Origin of the sequence: Leifsonia sp. T36S-04 (assembly GCF_042465655.1) — a bacterium.
Taxonomy (GTDB): domain Bacteria; phylum Actinomycetota; class Actinomycetes; order Actinomycetales; family Microbacteriaceae; genus Leifsonia.
In genome coordinates this window covers 1,537,002-1,555,661 of sequence record NZ_CP146286.1, presented here as the reverse complement: position 1 = coordinate 1,555,661, position 18,660 = coordinate 1,537,002, and the positions used below count along the sequence as shown (strand labels likewise).

General features: G+C 69.9%; 17 protein-coding genes. 14 read left to right on the top strand and 3 right to left on the bottom strand.

From position 1 onward, the window contains the following. Positions 1-20 precede the first annotated feature (20 nt). The 10 genes from ybeY to leuA all read left to right on the top strand — a co-directional run bounded on the left by ybeY (position 21) and on the right by leuA (position 13,685). Positions 21-482, top strand: coding sequence for an rRNA maturation RNase YbeY (ybeY, locus tag P3F85_RS07595; protein WP_374010630.1), 462 nt, complete (start codon positions 21-23; stop codon positions 480-482). Between the two features lie 9 nt (positions 483-491). Beyond that, entirely contained in the window at positions 492-1,865 is a 1,374-nt protein-coding gene (locus P3F85_RS07590; protein WP_374010629.1) for a hemolysin family protein, read from the top strand. After that, positions 1,862-2,755, top strand: coding sequence for a GTPase Era (era, locus tag P3F85_RS07585; protein ID WP_374010628.1), 894 nt, complete (start codon positions 1,862-1,864; stop codon positions 2,753-2,755). The genes P3F85_RS07590 and era overlap by 4 nt, the downstream gene beginning before the upstream one ends. Positions 2,756-2,844: 89 nt before the next feature. After that, positions 2,845-4,785, top strand: coding sequence for a sensor histidine kinase (locus P3F85_RS07580; protein ID WP_374010627.1), 1,941 nt, complete (start codon positions 2,845-2,847; stop codon positions 4,783-4,785). 83 nt (positions 4,786-4,868) lie between these two features. After that, complete coding sequence (locus P3F85_RS07575) at positions 4,869-5,480, top strand: LuxR C-terminal-related transcriptional regulator (protein ID WP_374010894.1); 612 nt, start codon at positions 4,869-4,871, stop codon at positions 5,478-5,480. Positions 5,481-5,663: 183 nt separating this feature from the next. Further along, a complete protein-coding gene (locus P3F85_RS07570; protein WP_374010626.1) occupies positions 5,664-6,419 on the top strand; it encodes an ABC transporter ATP-binding protein in 756 nt (251 codons plus the stop codon). Further along, positions 6,416-7,861 carry an FtsX-like permease family protein gene (locus P3F85_RS07565; protein ID WP_374010625.1) on the top strand — a complete coding sequence of 482 codons (1,446 nt, stop codon included), beginning with the start codon at positions 6,416-6,418 and terminating at the stop codon, positions 7,859-7,861. The genes P3F85_RS07570 and P3F85_RS07565 overlap by 4 nt, the downstream gene beginning before the upstream one ends. A 294-nt stretch (positions 7,862-8,155) precedes the next feature. Next, on the top strand, positions 8,156-9,289 hold the full coding sequence (locus P3F85_RS07560; protein ID WP_374010624.1) for an alpha/beta hydrolase: 1,134 nt from the start codon (positions 8,156-8,158) through the stop codon (positions 9,287-9,289). Then, the gene (locus tag P3F85_RS07555; RefSeq protein WP_374010623.1) at positions 9,286-11,781 is read left to right on the top strand and encodes a bifunctional lysylphosphatidylglycerol flippase/synthetase MprF; all 2,496 of its coding nucleotides are present in this window, start codon (positions 9,286-9,288) and stop codon (positions 11,779-11,781) included. The genes P3F85_RS07560 and P3F85_RS07555 overlap by 4 nt, the downstream gene beginning before the upstream one ends. Positions 11,782-11,918: 137 nt before the next feature. Next, entirely contained in the window at positions 11,919-13,685 is a 1,767-nt protein-coding gene (gene leuA / locus P3F85_RS07550) for a 2-isopropylmalate synthase (RefSeq protein WP_374010622.1), read from the top strand. Positions 13,686-13,769: 84 nt separating this feature from the next. On the opposite strand, the gene P3F85_RS07545 is transcribed toward leuA, so the two are convergent. Continuing rightward, positions 13,770-14,528, bottom strand: a complete 759-nt coding sequence (locus tag P3F85_RS07545; protein WP_374010621.1) for a trimeric intracellular cation channel family protein — start codon at positions 14,526-14,528, stop codon at positions 13,770-13,772. Positions 14,529-14,594: 66 nt separating this feature from the next. Between P3F85_RS07545 and recO the strand changes: the two genes are divergently transcribed. The 4 genes from recO to P3F85_RS07525 are packed head-to-tail and all read left to right on the top strand — an operon-like array spanning position 14,595 to position 17,049. Further along, positions 14,595-15,386, top strand: a complete 792-nt coding sequence (gene recO, locus P3F85_RS07540) for a DNA repair protein RecO (RefSeq protein ID WP_374010620.1) — start codon at positions 14,595-14,597, stop codon at positions 15,384-15,386. Further along, complete coding sequence (locus P3F85_RS07535) at positions 15,383-16,204, top strand: isoprenyl transferase (protein ID WP_374010619.1); 822 nt, start codon at positions 15,383-15,385, stop codon at positions 16,202-16,204. The genes recO and P3F85_RS07535 overlap by 4 nt, the downstream gene beginning before the upstream one ends. A 30-nt stretch (positions 16,205-16,234) precedes the next feature. Next, positions 16,235-16,906 (top strand): DsbA family protein, encoded by a 672-nt coding sequence (locus P3F85_RS07530; RefSeq protein WP_374010618.1) that lies wholly within the window; start codon positions 16,235-16,237, stop codon positions 16,904-16,906. Next, positions 16,903-17,049 carry a hypothetical protein gene (locus tag P3F85_RS07525; RefSeq protein ID WP_374010617.1) on the top strand — a complete coding sequence of 49 codons (147 nt, stop codon included), beginning with the start codon at positions 16,903-16,905 and terminating at the stop codon, positions 17,047-17,049. Before P3F85_RS07530 ends, P3F85_RS07525 begins: the two co-directional genes overlap by 4 nt. Before the next feature lie 35 nt (positions 17,050-17,084). On the opposite strand, the gene P3F85_RS07520 is transcribed toward P3F85_RS07525, so the two are convergent. Together P3F85_RS07520 and P3F85_RS07515 are read right to left on the bottom strand one after the other, a co-directional pair. Beyond that, positions 17,085-17,804 carry an endonuclease domain-containing protein gene (locus tag P3F85_RS07520; protein WP_374010616.1) on the bottom strand — a complete coding sequence of 240 codons (720 nt, stop codon included), beginning with the start codon at positions 17,802-17,804 and terminating at the stop codon, positions 17,085-17,087. A gap of 310 nt (positions 17,805-18,114) precedes the next feature. After that, positions 18,115-18,633, bottom strand: a complete 519-nt coding sequence (locus P3F85_RS07515; protein ID WP_374010615.1) for an aminoacyl-tRNA deacylase — start codon at positions 18,631-18,633, stop codon at positions 18,115-18,117. Between the last annotated feature and the right edge of the window lie 27 nt (positions 18,634-18,660).

Here is an 18,660-nt window from a genome sequence, read left to right as displayed (position 1 = left end):
CAAGCGACGATAGGGCCGCAGTGAGCATCGAGATCAACAACGAGTCGACCATCGAGGTGGACGAGGCCGCCCTCCAGCGGCTCGCCGCGTACGCGTTCGACATCCTGCACGTGCACCCGGATGCCGAACTCGCCATCGTGCTGGTCGACGAGGCCGCCATGGAGCAGCTGCACGTCCAGTGGATGGACGAGCCCGGCCCCACCGACGTGCTCAGCTTCCCCATGGACGAGCTGCGCCCCGGCACCGAGGAGGAGCCTTCGCCGGCCGGCCTCCTCGGCGATGTCGTGCTGTGCCCGCAGGTCGCCCAGGTGCAGGCGGAGACCGCCGGGCACTCGCTGATGGACGAGCTGCGGCTGCTGACGACGCACGGCATCCTCCACCTGCTGGGCTTCGATCACGCCGAGCCGGCCGAGGAGCGCGAGATGTTCGCGATCCAGCGCGACATCCTCGTCGGCTTCGGCCGCTACGACCGACAGCGCTAGGGGCTCGGGATGCTGCAGGCGCTGTTCTTCATCGTCGCGTTCCTGCTGGTGGCTTTCGGCGGTCTGATGGCCGCCGTCGACTCGGCTCTGGCGGTGCAGTCGCGCGGTGACATCGCCGACCTGGCCGAGACCTCCCGCGCCAAGAAGTCGCTCCGTGCGATCGCGGAGGACCCGGGCGCCTACCTGAATGCGATCAGCTTCACGCGCCTGCTGGCGGAGACGACGGCGGCCGTGCTGGTCACCCTCGCCTTCGAGCAGATCTTCGCCGAGTGGTGGGTGTCGCTCATCGTCGCCGCTCTGATCATGACCGCGGTGTCGTTCGTGCTCGTGGGGGTGAGCCCGCGTAGCGTCGGTCGCGCCAATTCCACCGTGCTGCTGCGGCTCACGGCGCCGCTGGTTCGCTTCGTGCGCGTCGTGCTCGGGCCCATCCCGGGCGGTCTGGTGGCCCTCGGCAACCGGGTCACCCCGTCCCGCGCCCGGTCGGCTCCGGTGACCAGCGAGGAACAGCTGCTCTCCATCGTCGACGAGGCGACCGAGTTCGACGTGCTCGAGGAGGACGACCGGGAGCTGATCCACTCGATCTTCGAATTCAACGAGACCGTGGTGCGCGAGGTCATGATCCCGCGCACGGACATGATCACCGTCGACTCGACCGCCGGGCTCGGGACGGCGATGGGGCTGTTCTTCTCCACCGGAGTCTCCCGCATGCCCGTCATCGACGGCGGCGACCCGGACGAGGTCGTCGGCATCCTGTACCTGAGGGATGCGGCCAAGCTCAGCTTCGAGCGCCCGCTCGGCGCTGACGAGCTGACCGTCCGCGACCTCACCCGCCCGGCCCTGTTCGTGCCGGAGTCGCAGAAGGCCGACGCCCTCCTCGCCCAGATGCAGCGCGAATCCAATCACCTGGCGATGGTGGTGGACGAGTACGGCGGCATCGCGGGACTCGTCACGCTCGAGGACCTGATCGAGGAGCTCGTCGGCGACATCTCCGACGAGTACGACCACGAGGTCGCGCTCATCCAGCCGCTCGGTGAGGGCCGCTACCGCATCGGGACCCGGCTCCCGATCGACGATCTCGCCGAACTCTTCGACATCGAGATCGAGGAGGAGGACGTCGACAGTGTCGGCGGCCTCGTCACCAAGGCGCTGGGGCGGCTGCCGGAGGTCGGCTCCACCGTCAAGGTGCACGGCCTGCGGTTCACGGTCGACCGCATCGAGGGCCGGCACAAGCACGTCGCGTCGGTGCTGGTGGAGCGGGATGTCGCCCTCCTTCCGCAACCCGACGGCGACAGCGTCCCGATGCCCACGGACGAGGACCGCCCCGACCGGCACGCCAGCAATCGCGGCGACCACCGACACACCACGCAGGAGAGCAGATCGTGACCGAGTACCACGCAGGATTCGTCTCGTTCGTCGGCCGCCCCAACGTGGGCAAGTCGACGCTGACCAACGCCCTCGTCGGCGAGAAGGTCGCCATCACGAGCTCCAAGCCGCAGACGACCCGCCGCGCGATCCGCGGCATCGTGCACCAGAAGGACGGCCAGCTCATCCTGGTCGACACTCCGGGCATCCACCGCCCGCGCACTCTGCTCGGCGAGCGCCTGAACTCGCTCGTGCAGTCGACGCTCGGCGATGTGGATGTCATCGGCTTCTGCGTTCCCGCCGACGAGAAGATCGGCCCGGGCGACCGCTTCATCAACGAGCAGCTCGACGCCTACCCGCGGGCCAGGAAGGTCGCGATCGTCACCAAGGTGGATGCGGCGGGCAAGGCGCAGGTCGCCGAGCAGCTGCTCGCGGTGTCGGAGCTGCGGGAGTGGGAGGCGATCGTCCCGGTCTCGGCGACGAGCAACATCCAGCTGGAGACGCTGACCTCCGAGCTGATGCGGCTGCTTCCGGAGTCGCCCGCGCCGCTCTACCCGGAGGAGGCGATCACCGACGAGGGCATCGAGGACCGCATCTCGGAGCTGATCCGGGAGGCTGTCCTGGAGGGCGTCGAGGACGAGCTGCCGCACTCCCTCGCCGTGACGATCGACGACATCGTCGAACGCGACGACAAGGACATCGTCGAGATCTACGCCAACCTCTTCGTGGAGCGCGACAGCCAGAAGGCGATCGTGATCGGCAAGGGAGGCAGCCGCATCCGCGATGTCGGTGCCACCGCCCGGAAGCCGATCGAAGAGCTGCTCGGGCGGCACGTCTTCCTGTCGATCCGGGTCAAGGTGGCGAAGGACTGGCAGCGCGACCCGAAGCAGCTGGGCCGCCTCGGGTTCTGATCCGCGCCTCCGACCGGGGGACTACATCCCGAGGATGATTCCTCGCGTTCGGTGCGGCTTCGCGGCGGGCCGGACTCTACGGTAGAAGCATGCCCTCCCGCCGCCGACTCCTGAGCGCGCTCGCGCCGCACCGCTGGGTGCTGGAGCCTGCCCTCGCGGTGGTGCTGTTCGCGGCGTGGCTCGTGACGGGTCTGCCGTTCGACATGGCGCCGGCGCTCGCGCTCGTGTTCTACTGCGCCGCCGTCGCGCTGTCCCGGACACTGCCCGGCGTCGCCCTGGGGTTGATCTGGCTGGCGGTGCTGCTGGAGCTGACCGAGCAGCACGCGATGAGCGGCCCCTTCCGGGTGATCGCGACCGTCGCCGTCGTCCTCGCGCTGGTGGGGGTGGCCGCTCACGGCGGGCGCGTGCTGCGCTGGCTGGACTTCGCCTCCGCGATCCTCCTCGCCCCGGGCATGGCCTACCTGTTCACCGTGCGCGGCGACCTCAAGTTCGCGCAGTTCGGGCCGGTCATCGCCGGCTACTACACGAGCCAGGGGATCGGCGTGCTGCTGATGAGCCTGCTGCTGGCCGTCATCTTCGTGGCGGCCTGGCTGCTCGGCTTCCTGGTCGCCCGGCAGCGCGCGGCTCAGGCTGCGAGCGCGGGCGCAGGCGCAGGCGCGGGTACGGGCGGCGCTCGGGTGGCCGGGTCGACGGGCGGTGCCCTGCGCGGACGCGGGCCCTCGGTGCTCGTCTGGCTCGCGTCCAACGGGGGAGCGGAGGTCACCGAGGACGACGCCGAAGGGGCGGAGCTGGTGCGGCGGCTGACCCGTACGCAGCTGACCGCCGACATCATCGGAGCCACCGCCTTCCTCGTGTTCTGCCTGGTCACCGGCGATCAGGACCGTGCGGCCTTCGTCGTGGTGACCGCCTTCACCGTCGCCGTCGCGCTCCGCCGCATGTCTCCGGCCGTGGCGCTCTCGATCGCGTGGCTGGCGGCCGTCCTGCAGATGACCACGGGGCACAGCATCCTGGTCAGCGACCTCGGCGTACTGATCGTGCTCTATGCGACGGCCGCCTACGGGGATCGCGTCGTGCGGGCAGCGGGACTCATCTCGGCGGGCATCGGTGCGTTCGTCGCCGCCCTCTACCTGACCGTGACCGCCGCGGTCGCTCAGAGCTACTACACACTCCTGTCCAGCGCGATCGCGAGCGTGGCGCTGCAGTTCGCCTTCCTGTTCGTGGTGAGCGTGACGGTCCTCGGGCTGTCGTGGGTGCTCGGCCTCCTGATGCGCACCTGGCGCAACGCGCGCGCCGCACGCCGGGCGCGTGACGCGGCCGAACTCGACCGCGACCGGGCCGTCGAGGATGTGGTGGTCGAGCAGGAGCGCACCCGGATCGCCCGCGACATGCACGACGTGGTCGCGCACTCGCTCGCCGTCGTCATCGCCCAGGCCGACGGCGCGCGCTACGCCCGGCACACCGACCCGGACGCAGTGGATGAAGCGCTCGCGACGATCGCCTCGACGGCGCGCTCCGCGCTGGGCGACGTGCGGGTGCTGCTCACCGAATTGCGGCAGTCGCATCCCACCGACCCGGGCCGGCCGCCCGGAGCGCACGACGGCCCCCAGCCGTCGCTCGCCGACCTGGAGCAGACCGTCGAGCACATCCGCTCGGCCGGCCTTCCGGTCACCCTGGACGTGACGGGCGCCGTGGAGCGACTCGGCTCCGCGCAGCAGCTCGCCGCCTTCCGTATCGTGCAGGAGGCGCTCACCAACGCGCTCCGGCACGGCGACACGAGCCGTCCGGCGAGCGTCGTGCTCGCCGAGGCGGATGCCGAACCCGACTCCGGGCGACCGGCCGGACTCATCATCACCGTGAGGAACACCGTGAACGACAGCACGCTCTCCACTGCGACCGGGTCGCAGCCCCGTATCGGACACGGCCTGCCCGGGATGCGCGAGCGCGCATCCCTCGCGGGCGGGTCGCTCACAGCGGGACCCGACGACGGGGACTTCGTCGTCACGGCCTTCCTTCCGGGGGCTGCGGCGTGACGGGCGGCACGAACGGCGCGACCGGCTCCCGCATCCGGGTGCTGCTCGTCGACGACCAGCCGCTGTTCCGCGCGGGAGTGCGGATGCTGCTCAGCTCGCAGGACGACCTGGAGTTCTGCGGTGAAGCGGGCAACGGCCGGGAGGGTGTGCGGCTCGCCGCCGACGTGCGTCCCGACGTCGTGCTGATGGACATCCGGATGCCGGTCATGGACGGCATCGCGGCGACCAGCGCGATCATCGCCGACGCCCAGCGCGCCGGCCGCACCCCTCCACGGATCGTGGTCCTGACGACGTTCGACCTCGACGAGGCGGCCGCGCGCGCGATCCGTGGCGGCGCGAGCGGGTTCGTGCTGAAGGACGCGGAGCCGGAGTTCCTGCTCGCGGCGATCCGCACCGTCCACGCGGGCAATGCGGTCATCGCCGCCGGGGCGACGCGCGAGCTGTTCGAGTACTTCTCGTCCGCTCAGCCGGCCCAGCCGGAGCCCCCGGAGTTCGCGTCGCTGACGTCACGCGAGCGGGAGATCTTCGTGCTCGCCGCGCGGGGGCTCAGCAACGCGGAGATCGCGGGGTCCGAGTTCCTCAGCGAGGCCACGGTGAAGACGCACATCTCGCGCATCCTCGCCAAGCTGGGGCTGCGCGACCGCGTGCAGATGGTCGTGTACGCCTTCGAGCACGGCCTGACCGCCGCCGAGTAGCCGCGGCAGCGCCTTCCGTACGGTAGGGAGCGGGCGTGCCAATGAAGGAGGATCGGTGCCGAATCTCCTTCGATTGGGCCGGCGGGGATGGGCGAGCGGGCACCCATGTCATCCTCAGGGAGGACACAGGATCGGCCCGCCGCCCGATCCGGGGACGGGTGGCCGCTCCCTAGCGTGGACGGTATGGAGCCCACTCACACCGAAACGGTGGCGCGCGTCGACGCAGCCACGAAGACCTACGGCACCGGCGCAGGCCGCATCACCGCCCTCGACGACGTGACCATCGGCATCCCGGCCCGCCGGTTCACCGCGATCATGGGACCGAGCGGATCGGGTAAGTCCACCCTGATGCACGTGATGGCCGGACTCGACTCGCTCACCAGCGGCCGCGCCTTCCTGGGCGACACCGAGATCACCCACCTCCGCGACTCCGAGCTGACACTGCTACGCCGCCGCCGGGTCGGCTTCGTCTTCCAGTCGTTCAACCTGGTGCCGACTCTGGATGTGCGCGACAACATCCTGCTGCCGTTCGAACTCGACGGCCGCCGGCCGACACACGAGCAGTCGGAGTGGATCGACCACCTCATCGACACCCTCCGCCTGCGCGACCGCCTCACCCACCGCCCGCACGAGCTCTCCGGCGGCCAGCAGCAGCGCGCCGCCATCGTGCGTGCGCTCGCGACCCGTCCTGACCTGGTCTTCGCCGACGAGCCGACCGGCAACCTGGACTCCCGCACCGGCCGTGACGTGCTGTCCGTGCTGCAGCAGGCGGCCCGGACCTTCGGGCAGAGCATCGCCATGGTCACCCACGACCCCGTAGCCGCGAGCTTCGCCGACCACATCGTGTTCCTCGCCGACGGCCGTGTCGTCGCCGAGCGGCCCCAGTCGACCCCGGAAGAGATCTCGTCGTTCATGCTCGGGATGGAGGCTCGCGCGTGAGCCGGCCGTTCTCGGCGTTCCGCGCGAATGCCCGCGACCACCGCGCCGGCATCCTGGTCGCCGCACTGAGCTCCGCGTTCGGGGTGGCCCTGGTGAGCGGCGTCAGCGTCTTGGGCGCCTTCATCGGCGCGTCCGGGATGGGCGACCACGGCAGCGTCCAGCTCGCCCTCGGGGTCGTGGCCGGCATCTTCTTCGTGATCGCCGTCTACGTGGCGGCGATCGTCACCACGAACACGTTCGCGACCGTCATCGCCGGCCGCACCCGAACGATCGCGCTCCTCCGGCTGATCGGCTCCAGCGCCCGTGCTCAGCGCCGGTCCGTTGCCGCCGAGGGCCTCGCCGTCGGCCTGATCGGCGCGACCGCCGGCGGCGTTGCGGCTGCGATCCTGGCGCTCGTCGCCGTCCGCGTCTTCATCGCCACAGGGACGCTCCCGGCCGCCGAGTACCCGATCCTGACGCCGCCGCTGGTGGGACCGGTGGTGATCGTGGTGCTGACCACCTGGCTGGCGTCGTGGATCGGGAGCCGCCGCGTCCTCGCGGTGACACCCATGCAGGCCCTCGGCGCCTCGCAGGAGCGTCCCGCCCGGGTCATCCGCACGCGCGGCCGTCTGGCGGTGTCGCTGGTCCTGGTGCTCGGCGGTGGTGCACTGCTCGCCTTCGGGCTGCTGCTCGGCCTCGGCGTGTTCATCCGGGCCGGCGGTATCCTGGCGGACCTCTCGCGGTACGGCGTACTGGTGGCCATGCTGGGCGGTCTGCTCTCGTTCACCGGGATCGTCCTGGCCGCTCCGTTCTTCCTGCCCGCTGTCCTGCGCGGGGTGGGACTGGTCGTCGGGCGCGGAGCCGCGGGCCGTCTCGCTGCCGCCAACGCGGTGCGGAACCCGGAGCGCAGCTCCCGGACGGCGATCGGGCTGGTCATCGGCGTGACGCTGATCACCATGTTCGTCGTGGCCGCATCCACCTGGCAGGACCTCATCCAGAAGGCGTCCGCGCGTGAGTCCGGCCTCTACGAGGGCGCGGGGGAGGTCATCGGCGGCACCCTGGCCGTCTTCACCGTTCTGGTCGGCTTCTCGGCGGTGATCGCCGCGTGCGGCGTGGTCAACACGCTCTCCCTGAGCGTCCTCCAGCGCGGCCGCGAGCTGGGACTGCTGCGCGCGCTCGGTTTCAGCGCCGCGCAGGTGCGCAGGATGATCCTGGCCGAGAGCGCGCAGCTGACCGTCGCCTCCGTGCTGACCGGCCTCGTCCTCGGAACCCTCTACGGCTGGATCGGCGCGCAGTCCCTGCTCGGGATGATCCCCGGCGGAGGGCTGCTCGCGCCCGTCCTCCCGGTTCCATTCCTCGTCGCGATCGTGCTGGCGGCGGCGGCCCTCGCCGTCGTGGCCGCACTGGCCCCCACCCGCCGCGCCACGCGGGTGTCGCCCGTCGCCGCACTTGCCGTGGAGTAGCTCGCCCTGGAAGTTTCCTGAACTCTCACAGAGCTTCAGCCATCGGTGAACTGAGCCCGGAATAATGAAGCGTCCGCCGCCGAGCGCACCGATCCCGACCGCATCCGAGAGGAACATCCCCTGAACTGGCTCCCGACCCTGAGGATCGACGCGCCAGCGTTCCTCATCGCGCTCGATGTCGTCGCCGCCGCTCTCGCGCTGTACCTGCTCATCCGGCCCACCTGGAAGCGCACGCTGGCGGGACTCACGGCGGCACTCCTGGGCGGCCTCGCCGGCTGGTTCCTGGTCTGGCTGGTGACGGATGTGCTCGATCTGTTCGGCGTCGCCCTCACTCCGGTGACAACTCTGTGGACGGCCCTGGGCTTCGGCGGCGTGAGCCTGGCGGTGGCGAACCTGTTCCGTTCGCGGTGGTGGCGCAAAGTGATCGCGGCCCTCAGCATCCCCGTGTTCCTGGTGACCGCGTTCTGCGGGATCAACGCGGATTTCGGCGCGTACCGGAACCTGGATGACGTGCTCGGCGTGGTGCCGTACAAGGCTCTCGATCTGCACTCGGAGCGGGGCGAGGTCGTCGCGGGGACCGACTGGCGTACGACGGCCCAGCTGCCGGCCGGGGACCCGCCCACGGTGCCCGCGAAGGGCGAGGTCGGCACGGTGCACATCCCGGCCACCGTCTCGCGGTTCCCCGCGCGAGAAGCCGTCGTCTACCTCCCGCCGATCGCGCTCACCCCGAACCCGCCCGCGCTGCCGGTGCTCTACGCGCTCTCGGGCCAGCCCGGCGCACCCGCCGACATGTTCACGGCAGGTGGCATCGCCGGCGCGATGGATGCGTTCGCGGCGAAGCACGGAGGCTACGCCCCGATCGTGGTCGCGCCCGACCAGCTGGGCGGTCCCGGCCGCAACCCGATGTGCGTCGACTCGCCCGACTACGGCAACTCGGCCACGTATCTCATCACGGATGTCCGCAATTGGGTGCGTTCGAACCTCCGGGTGAGCGGCGACCCGGCAGGATGGGGCGTGTTCGGCTACTCGCAGGGCGCAACGTGCGCCGTGCAGTTCGTGAGCGGCCGGCCGGACGTCTTCGGTTCCGCGCTCGCGTCGTCGAGCGAGCTGGGGCCGACGCTGGGGAATGAGGAGCTGACCATCAGCACGGGATTCGGGGGCTCGAAGGCCGCGTTCGAGCGAGCGCAGCCGTCCACTCAGTTGAAGGAGCACGCGCCGTACAAGGATTCCGTGATGGTGTTCGGCGCGGGCGCGAACGACGCGAAGTACACCGGGTTCGCGCGGCAGCTGTACGACGAGGCGACGGCGGCGGGAGTTCGCGCCGAGCTGCTCAGCTCCCCGGGCACCGCCCACGACTGGAAGACCGTGCGTTACGTGCTCGCTCACGGCTTCCCCCTCATCGCAGCGCAGTTCGGGCTGGGCTCGTGAAGGGACTCCTCGCCCGCACCGGTCGTCTGATCGCGCAGCATCCGTTCACGACCGGGATCACGCTGCTGATCCTGGTGCTCGCGCTCGCGACCGGTCCGTTGCGCGGACCGCATCGCCCGCTGCGCGGCTGGCTGGGCGCGGGTGCGGTCCAGCTCCTGGACGGCCACTGGTGGTCTCCCTTCACCGCCGTCCTGTTCACCGACGACCTGTTCGAGCTGATCGTGGCGCTCATCCTCACGGTCGCGCTGGTCGGCGCGTCCGAGCGGCTGATGGGCACCTGGCGCACCGCGCTCGCCTTCTTCGGCACGGCGGTCGTCGGCGTCGTGGTGGGCGCCCTGGTCCAGGTGGCGGCGAACGACATCGGCGAGCTCTGGGCCCGCAACGTGCACGGCCTGCTGGTGCTCGATGTCTTCACGGCCATCGGCGGCACGATCATGACGGCGAGCGCGTTCGCCGGGACGCTGTGGCGCCGCCGCATCCGCGTGATCACCCTGCTCGTGGCGATCATGTACCTGCTGTACTCCGGCCTGCCTTCGGACCTGTACCGGCTGATCGCGGTGCTGACCGGACTCGCGCTCGGGCCGCTGCTCCGGCAGCGCAAAGTCGTCGGCGACTGGCTCCGCAGCTCGCACCATGAGGTCCGGGTGCTGCTCGCCTCGTCGGTGACCATCACGGCGCTCGGTCCGGTGATCGGTCTTCTCGCATCCACTCGCTACGGGATGCTGTCGCCGGTCGGGCTGCTGTTCAGCAATGAAGCGCCCAGCGCGTCTTCGGTGGTCGAGCGCTGCCAGGCGTTCGCCGTCACCCGGCAGTGCGTGCGCGACCTGACCCTGGAGCGGATCAACGGTGTCGGCCCCGTGCTCCTGTCGGTGCTCCCGCTGCTCCTCCTGCTCGTCGCGGCGTACGGCCTCCTCCGCGGGCGCCGTTTCGCGGTCTGGCTCGCGGTCGCGGTGAACGCCCTGCTCGCCCTGCTGTCGGCGCTGTACTACGGCATCCTGCCGATCGCGTCCTCGCGGCCCGTGGTCTCGATGCGTTACTGGGAGGTCACCGCCATCCTCGCGCTGTCCACCCTCGTCCCGCTGGCCATGACCGTCCTGCTGATCGTCTACCGGAGGCATTTCACCGTCATGCCCTCGGCGCGCGCCGTGCGCCGGTACGTCCTGCTCCTGCTGGGCACGGCTCTCGGCCTCATCGGCGTGTACGTGCTCGTGGGCTGGTTGCAGCGCGACACCGGATTCACGCGCCCCATCGACCTGAACGATCTGTTCGACGACGTGCTGGAGCGCTTCATCCCCGTCAGCTTCCTCCGCAGGGAGCCGGTGCAGTATCTGCCGACCACTCCGCTCGCCACGATCGTCTACCACAACATCGGAACCGTCTTCTGGCTCGTGGCGATCATCGCGGCGGTACCGGCGATGCTGGGCCGGGGGCTGCGGCGCCGCGGCACGGGGGAGTCCGCGCATGTCCGCGAGCTGCTTCGCCGCGGCGGCGGGGATGCCATCTCGTACATGGCCACCTGGCCCGGCAACTCCTACTGGTTCGATCCGGTGGGCGGCGGCGCGATCGCGTACCGCGTGCTGGGCCGCGTCGCTCTCACGACCGGCGGCCCGTTCGGCGCGCTGACGCCGCACGACGGCGCGATCCAGGGCTTCGCGCGCTTCTGCGACGACAACGGATGGATCCCGGTCTTCTACAGCGTGGAGGCGCGCTACGCCGGGCTGTTCGAGCGCCTCGGCTGGTCGACCATGACGGTCGCAGAGGAGACCGTCATCCGACCGCAACTGTGGGCGACCACCGGCAAGAAGTGGCAGGACGTCCGGTCCTCGATCAATCGCGCGCAGCGCGCCGGGATCCGTGCCGAGTGGACGAGCTACGCCGGCCTCTCGCTCGCGGCCGCCGTGCAGCTCTCCGACATCTCGGAGCAGTGGGTGGCCGAGAAGGACCTGCCCGAGATGGGCTTCACCCTGGGCGGGCTGGACGAGCTCCGCGACCCGGACGTGCGGCTCATGCTCGCCGTCAACGAGAGCGACGGGCCGGAGCACGGCCGCATCGAGGCCGTCACCAGCTGGCTCCCGACCTACCGCAACGGAATCGTCGTGGGATGGACGCTCGACTTCATGCGGCGGCGACCCGACAGCATCAACGGCGTCATGGAGTTCCTCATCGCCGAGGCGGCGACCCGGATGAAGGAGGACGGCATCGAGTTCATGTCGCTCTCCGCCGCCCCGCTCGCCCACACCGCCGCGGTGTCGGAGGACGACAAGGACACCATGGACCGCCTCCTCGGCTACCTGAGCTCGTCGCTGGAGCCGGTCTACGGCTTCCGCTCGCTGCTGAAGTTCAAGCAGAAGTTCCAGCCCGAGTTGCACCCGCTGATCATGGCCTACCCCGATCCGGTGACCCTGCCCGCGATCGGCCTCGCGCTGGTCCGCGCGTACCTTCCCGACCTGTCCGTCCGCCAGGCGGCGACGTTCGTGCGGGGGCGCTCGTGACCGCGCGTGGTATTCTCGGTGCTGTGTACGGTCTGCTCCTTCTTAGCTGCCGCGACGAGTCCTAATCTCGGGCCTCACTCGTCGCGGAGTTCGTCGTCGGCTCTCCCCAGCACACGAGTGAAGGATTCGAGAAGACCATGAAGAACGCACAGGCGCCGAGCGCCATGCCGATCCACAAATACCGACCGTTCCACGAGCAGATCCGCGTCGACCTGCCGGACCGCACCTGGCCCTCTAACCGGATCACGGAGGCACCCCGTTGGTGCGCCGTCGACCTGCGCGACGGCAACCAGGCCCTCATCGACCCGATGAGCCCCGAGCGCAAGCGCATCATGTTCGACCTGCTGGTGCGCATGGGCTACAAGGAGATCGAGGTCGGGTTCCCGTCGGCGAGCCAGACCGACTTCGACTTCGTCCGCAGCCTCATCGAAGAGGACGCCATCCCGGACGACGTCACCATCCAGGTCCTGACCCAGTCGCGCGAGCACCTCATCAAGCGCACGTACGAGTCGCTGGTGGGCGCCAAGCAGGCGATCGTGCACCTGTACAACTCGACCAGCATCCTGCAGCGCGACGTCGTGTTCCGCACCGACCAGCAGGGAATCGTCGACATCGCGCTGAGCGGCGCGCGCCTGTGCCGCCGGTTCGAAGAGCTGGTCCCCGGCACGACGATCTACTACGAGTACTCGCCCGAGAGCTACACCGGGACCGAGCTGGAGTTCGCGGCCGACATCTGCAACCAGGTCCTGGAGGTCTTCGAGCCGACCCCCGAGCGCAAGGTGATCATCAACCTGCCGGCGACGGTCGAGATGGCCACGCCGAACGTCTACGCCGACTCGATCGAGTGGATGTCGCGGCACCTGAACCATCGCGAGAACGTCATCTTGTCCCTCCACCCGCACAACGACCGAGGCACCGCCGTGGCGGCGGCCGAGCTCGGCTACATGGCAGGCGCCGACCGCATCGAGGGCTGCCTGTTCGGCAACGGCGAGCGCACCGGCAACGTCGACCTCGTCACGCTGGGCGTCAACCTGTTCACGCAGGGGATCGACCCGCAGATCGATTTCAGCGACATCGACCAGATCAAGAGGACGGTCGAGCACTGCAACCAGCTGCCGGTGGGGGAGCGCAGCCCGTGGGGCGGCGACCTGGTGTTCACCGCCTTCAGCGGATCCCACCAGGACGCCATCAAGAAGGGCTTCGAGGCGATGGAGGCCCGCGCCGAGCGCGAGGGCGTCTCCGTCGACGACCTGGTGTGGGCGGTGCCGTACCTGCCGGTCGACCCGAAGGACCTGGGACGCAGCTACGAGGCCGTCATCCGCGTCAACTCGCAGTCCGGCAAGGGCGGAGTGGCCTACCTGCTGAAGAGCGACCACTCGCTCGACCTGCCGCGCAAGCTGCAGATCGAGTTCTCGGGCGTCGTCCAGGCGAAGACCGACGAGGAGGGTGGCGAGGTCACCAGCGAGCAGATCTGGGAGGTCTTCCAGGACGAGTACCTGCCCGCTCCGACCTCCGACCCGGATGCCAAGTGGGGCCGGTTCGAACTCGGCAGCACCACGACCGCGAACGAGACGGGCGACCACGTCGTGCTGACCGTGACCCTGCGCGACGGCGACACCGTCTCCAAGGCCACCGGCGAAGGCAACGGCCCGATCGCGGCGCTGTTCGACATCCTGCACCAGCACGGCGTCGACGCCCACCTGTACGACTACTCGCAGCACACGATGTCGGCGAGCGAGTCCGCTCTCGCCGCGGCCTACATCGAGTTGGATGTGGACGGCCAGCGCCGCTGGGGCGTCGGCATCGACGCCGACACGACCACGGCCTCCTTCAAGGCCGTCGTCTCGGCGGTCAACCGCGCCGTCCGCACGACGCAGTCCGCTCAGGAGCTCGTCTCCGCCTGACGCGCGCACCGTTCCTGTAAAACGGAGGTGGTCACGACCCTGAACGGTCGTGACCACCTCCATTCACTGCGTTCCGGGCCGTCGTCATTCGCCCTTGTCGATGCGGTAGCGCGGAATGGTTCCGGTGTCGGTGCGCTCGGTGGTGCGCTCCTCGTTCCGGACGGGCGGCCGGAGCCTCGGCCAGCGCATCCGGGGCAGCCGGCCGAGTTCGCGCTGCTCCGGGAGGCTCCAGCCGAAGCGGACCGCGAGCAGGCGGATGGCGAGCGTCACGACGGCGCAGACGACCGCGGCCGGGATGAGCGGCACGCCCAGATCCACCATGACGACGAGCACGATCGTGCCGGCGCCCGCCGCGACGGCGTAGAGCGAGCCGACGTGCATCACCGCGATGGGCAGGTTCAGCAGCAGATCCCGCAGGATGCCGCCGCCGACCGCGGACACCACACCGACGAAGACCGCGGGAACCTCCGGCAGCCCGAGAGCGAGCGCCTTGGTGGCGCCGATCGCGCCGAACAGGCCGATGGTCAGCGCGTCGAGGAAGGTGATGATCGGATCCAGCCGCCGGAACAGCCGGATCAGCAGCATCCCGAGCAGCGCCGCGATGATCGTGCTCGGCAGGTACCAGTTGGACTGGAGCGCCACCGGCGTCACGTTGAGCAGGATGTCGCGGAGGAGTCCACCGCCGACGCCCGTCGCGACGCCGATGATGGCGACGCCCAGCAGGTCGAGGCGGCGGTCGCGGAAGCCCGCGGCGAACATCGCCCCCTGCAGACTGCCGACGCCGACAGCGAGGAGGTCGCCCCACAGCGGAATGGCCAAGGCGCCGATGTTCAGGGCGGTCATGCTCACTTCCTATGTGTACCACGCGCGGTGGGGCCGCGCTGTCAGGCGTAGGCGCGATACTGGAGTGTGCCAACCTACCGTGATGAAGCCGTCGTGCTCCGCACCCACAAGCTGGGTGAAGCCGACCGCATCGTCACCATGCTCAGCCGGCAGCACGGCAAGATCCGGGCCGTCGCCAAGGGGGTCCGGCGCACCGCCTCGCGCTTCGGATCGCGCCTCGAGCCCTTCATGGTCGCCGACGTGCAGCTGTACGAGGGCCGCACGCTCGACATCGTCACGCAGGCCGAGACCCTCGGTGCGTACGGCGCGCTCATCGCCGACGACTACGCGAGCTACACCGCCGCCAACGCCATGGTCGAGACCGCCGACCGGCTGACCGACGCCGAGGCATCGCTGCAGCAGTACCTGCTGCTCGTGGGCGCTCTGCGGTCGCTCTCCCGCCGCGAGCACGGCCCTCAGCTCACCCTCGACTCGTATCTGCTGCGCGCTCTGTCGCTGGCCGGGTGGGCGCCGAGCTTCCAGGACTGCTCCCGATGCGGTGCTCCCGGTCCGCACACCGCGGTGGTCGTTCAGCTGGGTGGCGTGGTGTGCGACACGTGCGCCCCCCAGGGCGCTCCGCGAGTCGACGCCGACACCATCGCCCTGCTCGGCGCGCTGCTGAGCGGCGACTGGGACGCTGCCGAAGAGGCTCCGGAGACGACCCGCAACCGCGCGAACGGCGTGGTCGCGGCGTACACCCAGTGGCACCTGGAGCGCGGCCTCCGCTCGCTGCAGCACGTCCAGCACGACCGGGTGGACGCCTCCCCGCGCCCCGAGGCCGGCCCGGTCACCCGCACAGATCAGAAGGCGAGTGGATGAGTCCCAAGCCCTACACGCACAAGGATGCGGTCGAGTACCGTCCGCTCGACTGGACCGGGGTGTACCCGCCCGCGTTCCCTGCGGGCAGCGTCCCGTCGCACGTCGCCATCGTGATGGACGGCAACGGCCGCTGGGCGAACCGCCAGGGTCTCACGCGCATCGAGGGCCACCGCGCGGGGGAGGCGGCGCTCCTGGATGTGGTGGCCGGTGCGATCCAGGCCGGGGTCAAGCACCTGAGCGTGTATGCGTTCTCGACCGAGAACTGGAAGCGGTCGCCCGACGAGGTGCGGTTCCTGATGGGCTTCAACCGCGAGGTCCTGCACCGCCGCCGCGACCAGCTCAACGAGTGGGGCGTGCGCGTGCGCTGGGCCGGGCGGAAGCCGCGGTTGTGGTCCTCGGTCATCAAGGAGCTGCAGTACGCCGAGCAGCTGACCGCCGGCAACAGCGTCCTGACCCTGACGATGTGCGTGAACTACGGAGGCCGCACCGAGATCGCCGACGCGGTCCGCTCCATCGCGGACGACGTCGCCGCCGGCAGGCTGCGGCCGTCCGCGGTGAGCGAGAAGACCATCCAGCGCCACCTCTACCTCCCCGACATGCCCGACGTGGACCTGTTCGTGCGCAGCTCGGGGGAGCAGCGGACGAGCAACTTCCTGCTCTGGCAGAGCGCGTACGCCGAGATGGTGTTCCTCGACACGCTGTGGCCCGACTTCAGCCGGACGGACCTGTGGGACGCGGTCGAGCTGTACCTGCGCCGCAACCGGCGGTTCGGGGGTGCGGTGGATACGCCGACGGCCGGGTCCGCTGCGCCGGAATAACTGCGTCGCTGCAGAATGTTGCCCCTTGATGTGAGCGAACCCATCAAGATCGACATCTGGTCCGACATCGCCTGCCCGTGGTGCTACATCGGCAAGCGCAAGTTCGAGGCGGGCAGCGGCCTGTTCGCCGGGGCGGGTGAGGGGCGAGACGTCGAGGTCGAGTACCACTCGTTCGAGCTCTCTCCCGACACACCGGTCGACTTCGAGGGAAGCGAAATCGACTTCCTCGCAGGCCACAAGGGCATGCCCGCCGGTCAGGTGGAGCAGATGCTGGAGCGCGTCACCGGCATCGCCTCCGCGGTCGGGCTCGACTACGACTTCGGCAGCCTCAAGCACACGAACACCGTCAAAGCGCACGAGCTGCTCCACTTCGCGAAGGCGCACGGGAAGCAGCTGGAGCTCGCCGAGCGTCTGTTCCGCGCCTACTTCGTGGAGGGGCGCCACGTCGGACGCATCGCCGACCTGGCCGACCTCGCCGCCGAGGTGGGGCTGGACCGCGAGGAGGCCCTGGAGGCTCTCGAGTCGTCGCGGTACCTGTCCGATGTGCGCGCCGACCAGGAGACCGCTGCCGAGTACGGCATCAACGGTGTGCCCTTCTTCGTGATCGACGGCAAGTACGGTGTCTCGGGCGCCCAGGACCCGCAGACCTTCGCCCAGGCACTTGAGCAGGTCTGGACCGAGCGCGCCGCGGTGACCGCGTGACCGCCGCCGAGGCAGCCGGCGTCGCCGCGCCCGCGGCGGCTGCGCCCGCAGCGGCTGCGCCGCTCGCGGCACCCCGCCCCGCCCTCATCCCCCTCGCCACGGCCGCCGCCGTCTGCGACGGCGACACCTGCGCCCTCCCGTGATCCATGGGACGCAACACGCCGTTATCCCGCGGGCATTACGGCGTGTTGCGACCCATGGATGACAGTGCAAGGCGCACCCGACGGACGGCTTCGCGAGCGCCGTCCGCCATGTGCGAGCGATTCACCCGGATGACCTGCCAGCCCTGAGACTGAATCCGCCAGATGCGGTCGCCGTCGATGTGGAACTGCCGTCGGTCGGTGCGATGCTGCTCACCGTCGTACTCGATGGCAATGCGACGGGAAGGGTAGGCCATGTCGAGATGTGCGACTCCGCCGCTGCCGATGTCGATCCGGTAGTTCACGTCGGGTTCGGGCAGGCCCTCTCGGACGATTGCCAGGCGCAACGTCGTCTCCATCGGCGAGTCGGTACGTGCACGCACCGAGGCGACCGCCTCTCGCAAGTGGCGGATACCCGGCCGACCGTCAGCGGCGTGCACACAGGCCTGCAGAGCCCGCAAGGTCGTCAGCGGCTGTTTGCGCCTGACCAGCGCATCGCCCACGACGACGAGGGCATCATGACCCAGCATCGAACCCAGCTGACAGAAGACTTCGACGGGAGCAGGAACGGGTAGACCGCGGAGGGTGCGAATGTCGCTCTTGGCGATGGTCACGCGATGCCCGAGCACGCCCGCTGCTCGAGGGGCGCGCCGATGGCGGGGAGCGGAAACATGAAGCGCGGTCGACTCCCCGGCGGGGAGCGGGAGGTCGTAGAGCGCGGCCGCAGTCGTGTGGCTGAAGAACATCCCGTCGGGCATGACCTCGGCGTAGGCCCTGCATCGGTCCTCCACGGTCTCCGGCTCTTGATCGGCGATCGTTCTGACCCCGTGGAACGGCGCAGCGAGGTCGGCCCGCCGGAGGCGGGACCTGGTGACGCCCGCACGCTGTGCGGCGGACGTCGAAAACGGCTGTGTCCGTGCGATCGGCGGAAGACTCCCTGGGCGGCGCATCCCTCCACCCTGGCCGACCGTCAGGATGCCCGCAGGAGTTCTCCACAGCCCGGTCATCCATGGGACGCAACACGCCGTTATCCCGTGCCGATTACGGCGTGTTGCGTCCCATGGATGGCTACTCGGGGTCGGTGATGTCGGCGACGGTCGCGCCGTAGGCGGCGATGAGGGCGTCCGCGTCGACGAAGAGGGAGTAGCCGTGCTCGCCCGCGCCCATGGAGACCGTCCGGCCCGGGATGGTGGCGTCCGCGACGACCGGCCACGCGGTCGTGCTGCCGAACGGGGTGATGGTGCCGCGCTCGTAGCCGGTGGCCGCCAGGGCCACGGACGCATCCGGCAGCTGCAGCTTGTTCACCCCGAGCACCGAGCGCAGCTTCGGCCACGCGATCTTGCGTCCACCGGGCACGAGTGCGAAGACGAAGGTGTCGTCGCTGCGCTTGACCACCAGTGTCTTGACGATGTCCGAGGGGTGGAGCCCGAGCAGCGTCGCGGCCTCCTCGAGGCTCCTCGCGGCGGGTCGTTCGATGATCCGGATGTCGACGCCGCGCGCCGCCGCATCCTCCGTCACCCGCTCCCGACCTGTGCGCAGTTCTGCACCGACGGGGGAGTTGTCCACGGATTCCGGGCTCTCGGCCATAGCTCAGCACGCTTTCTGGGAGAATCG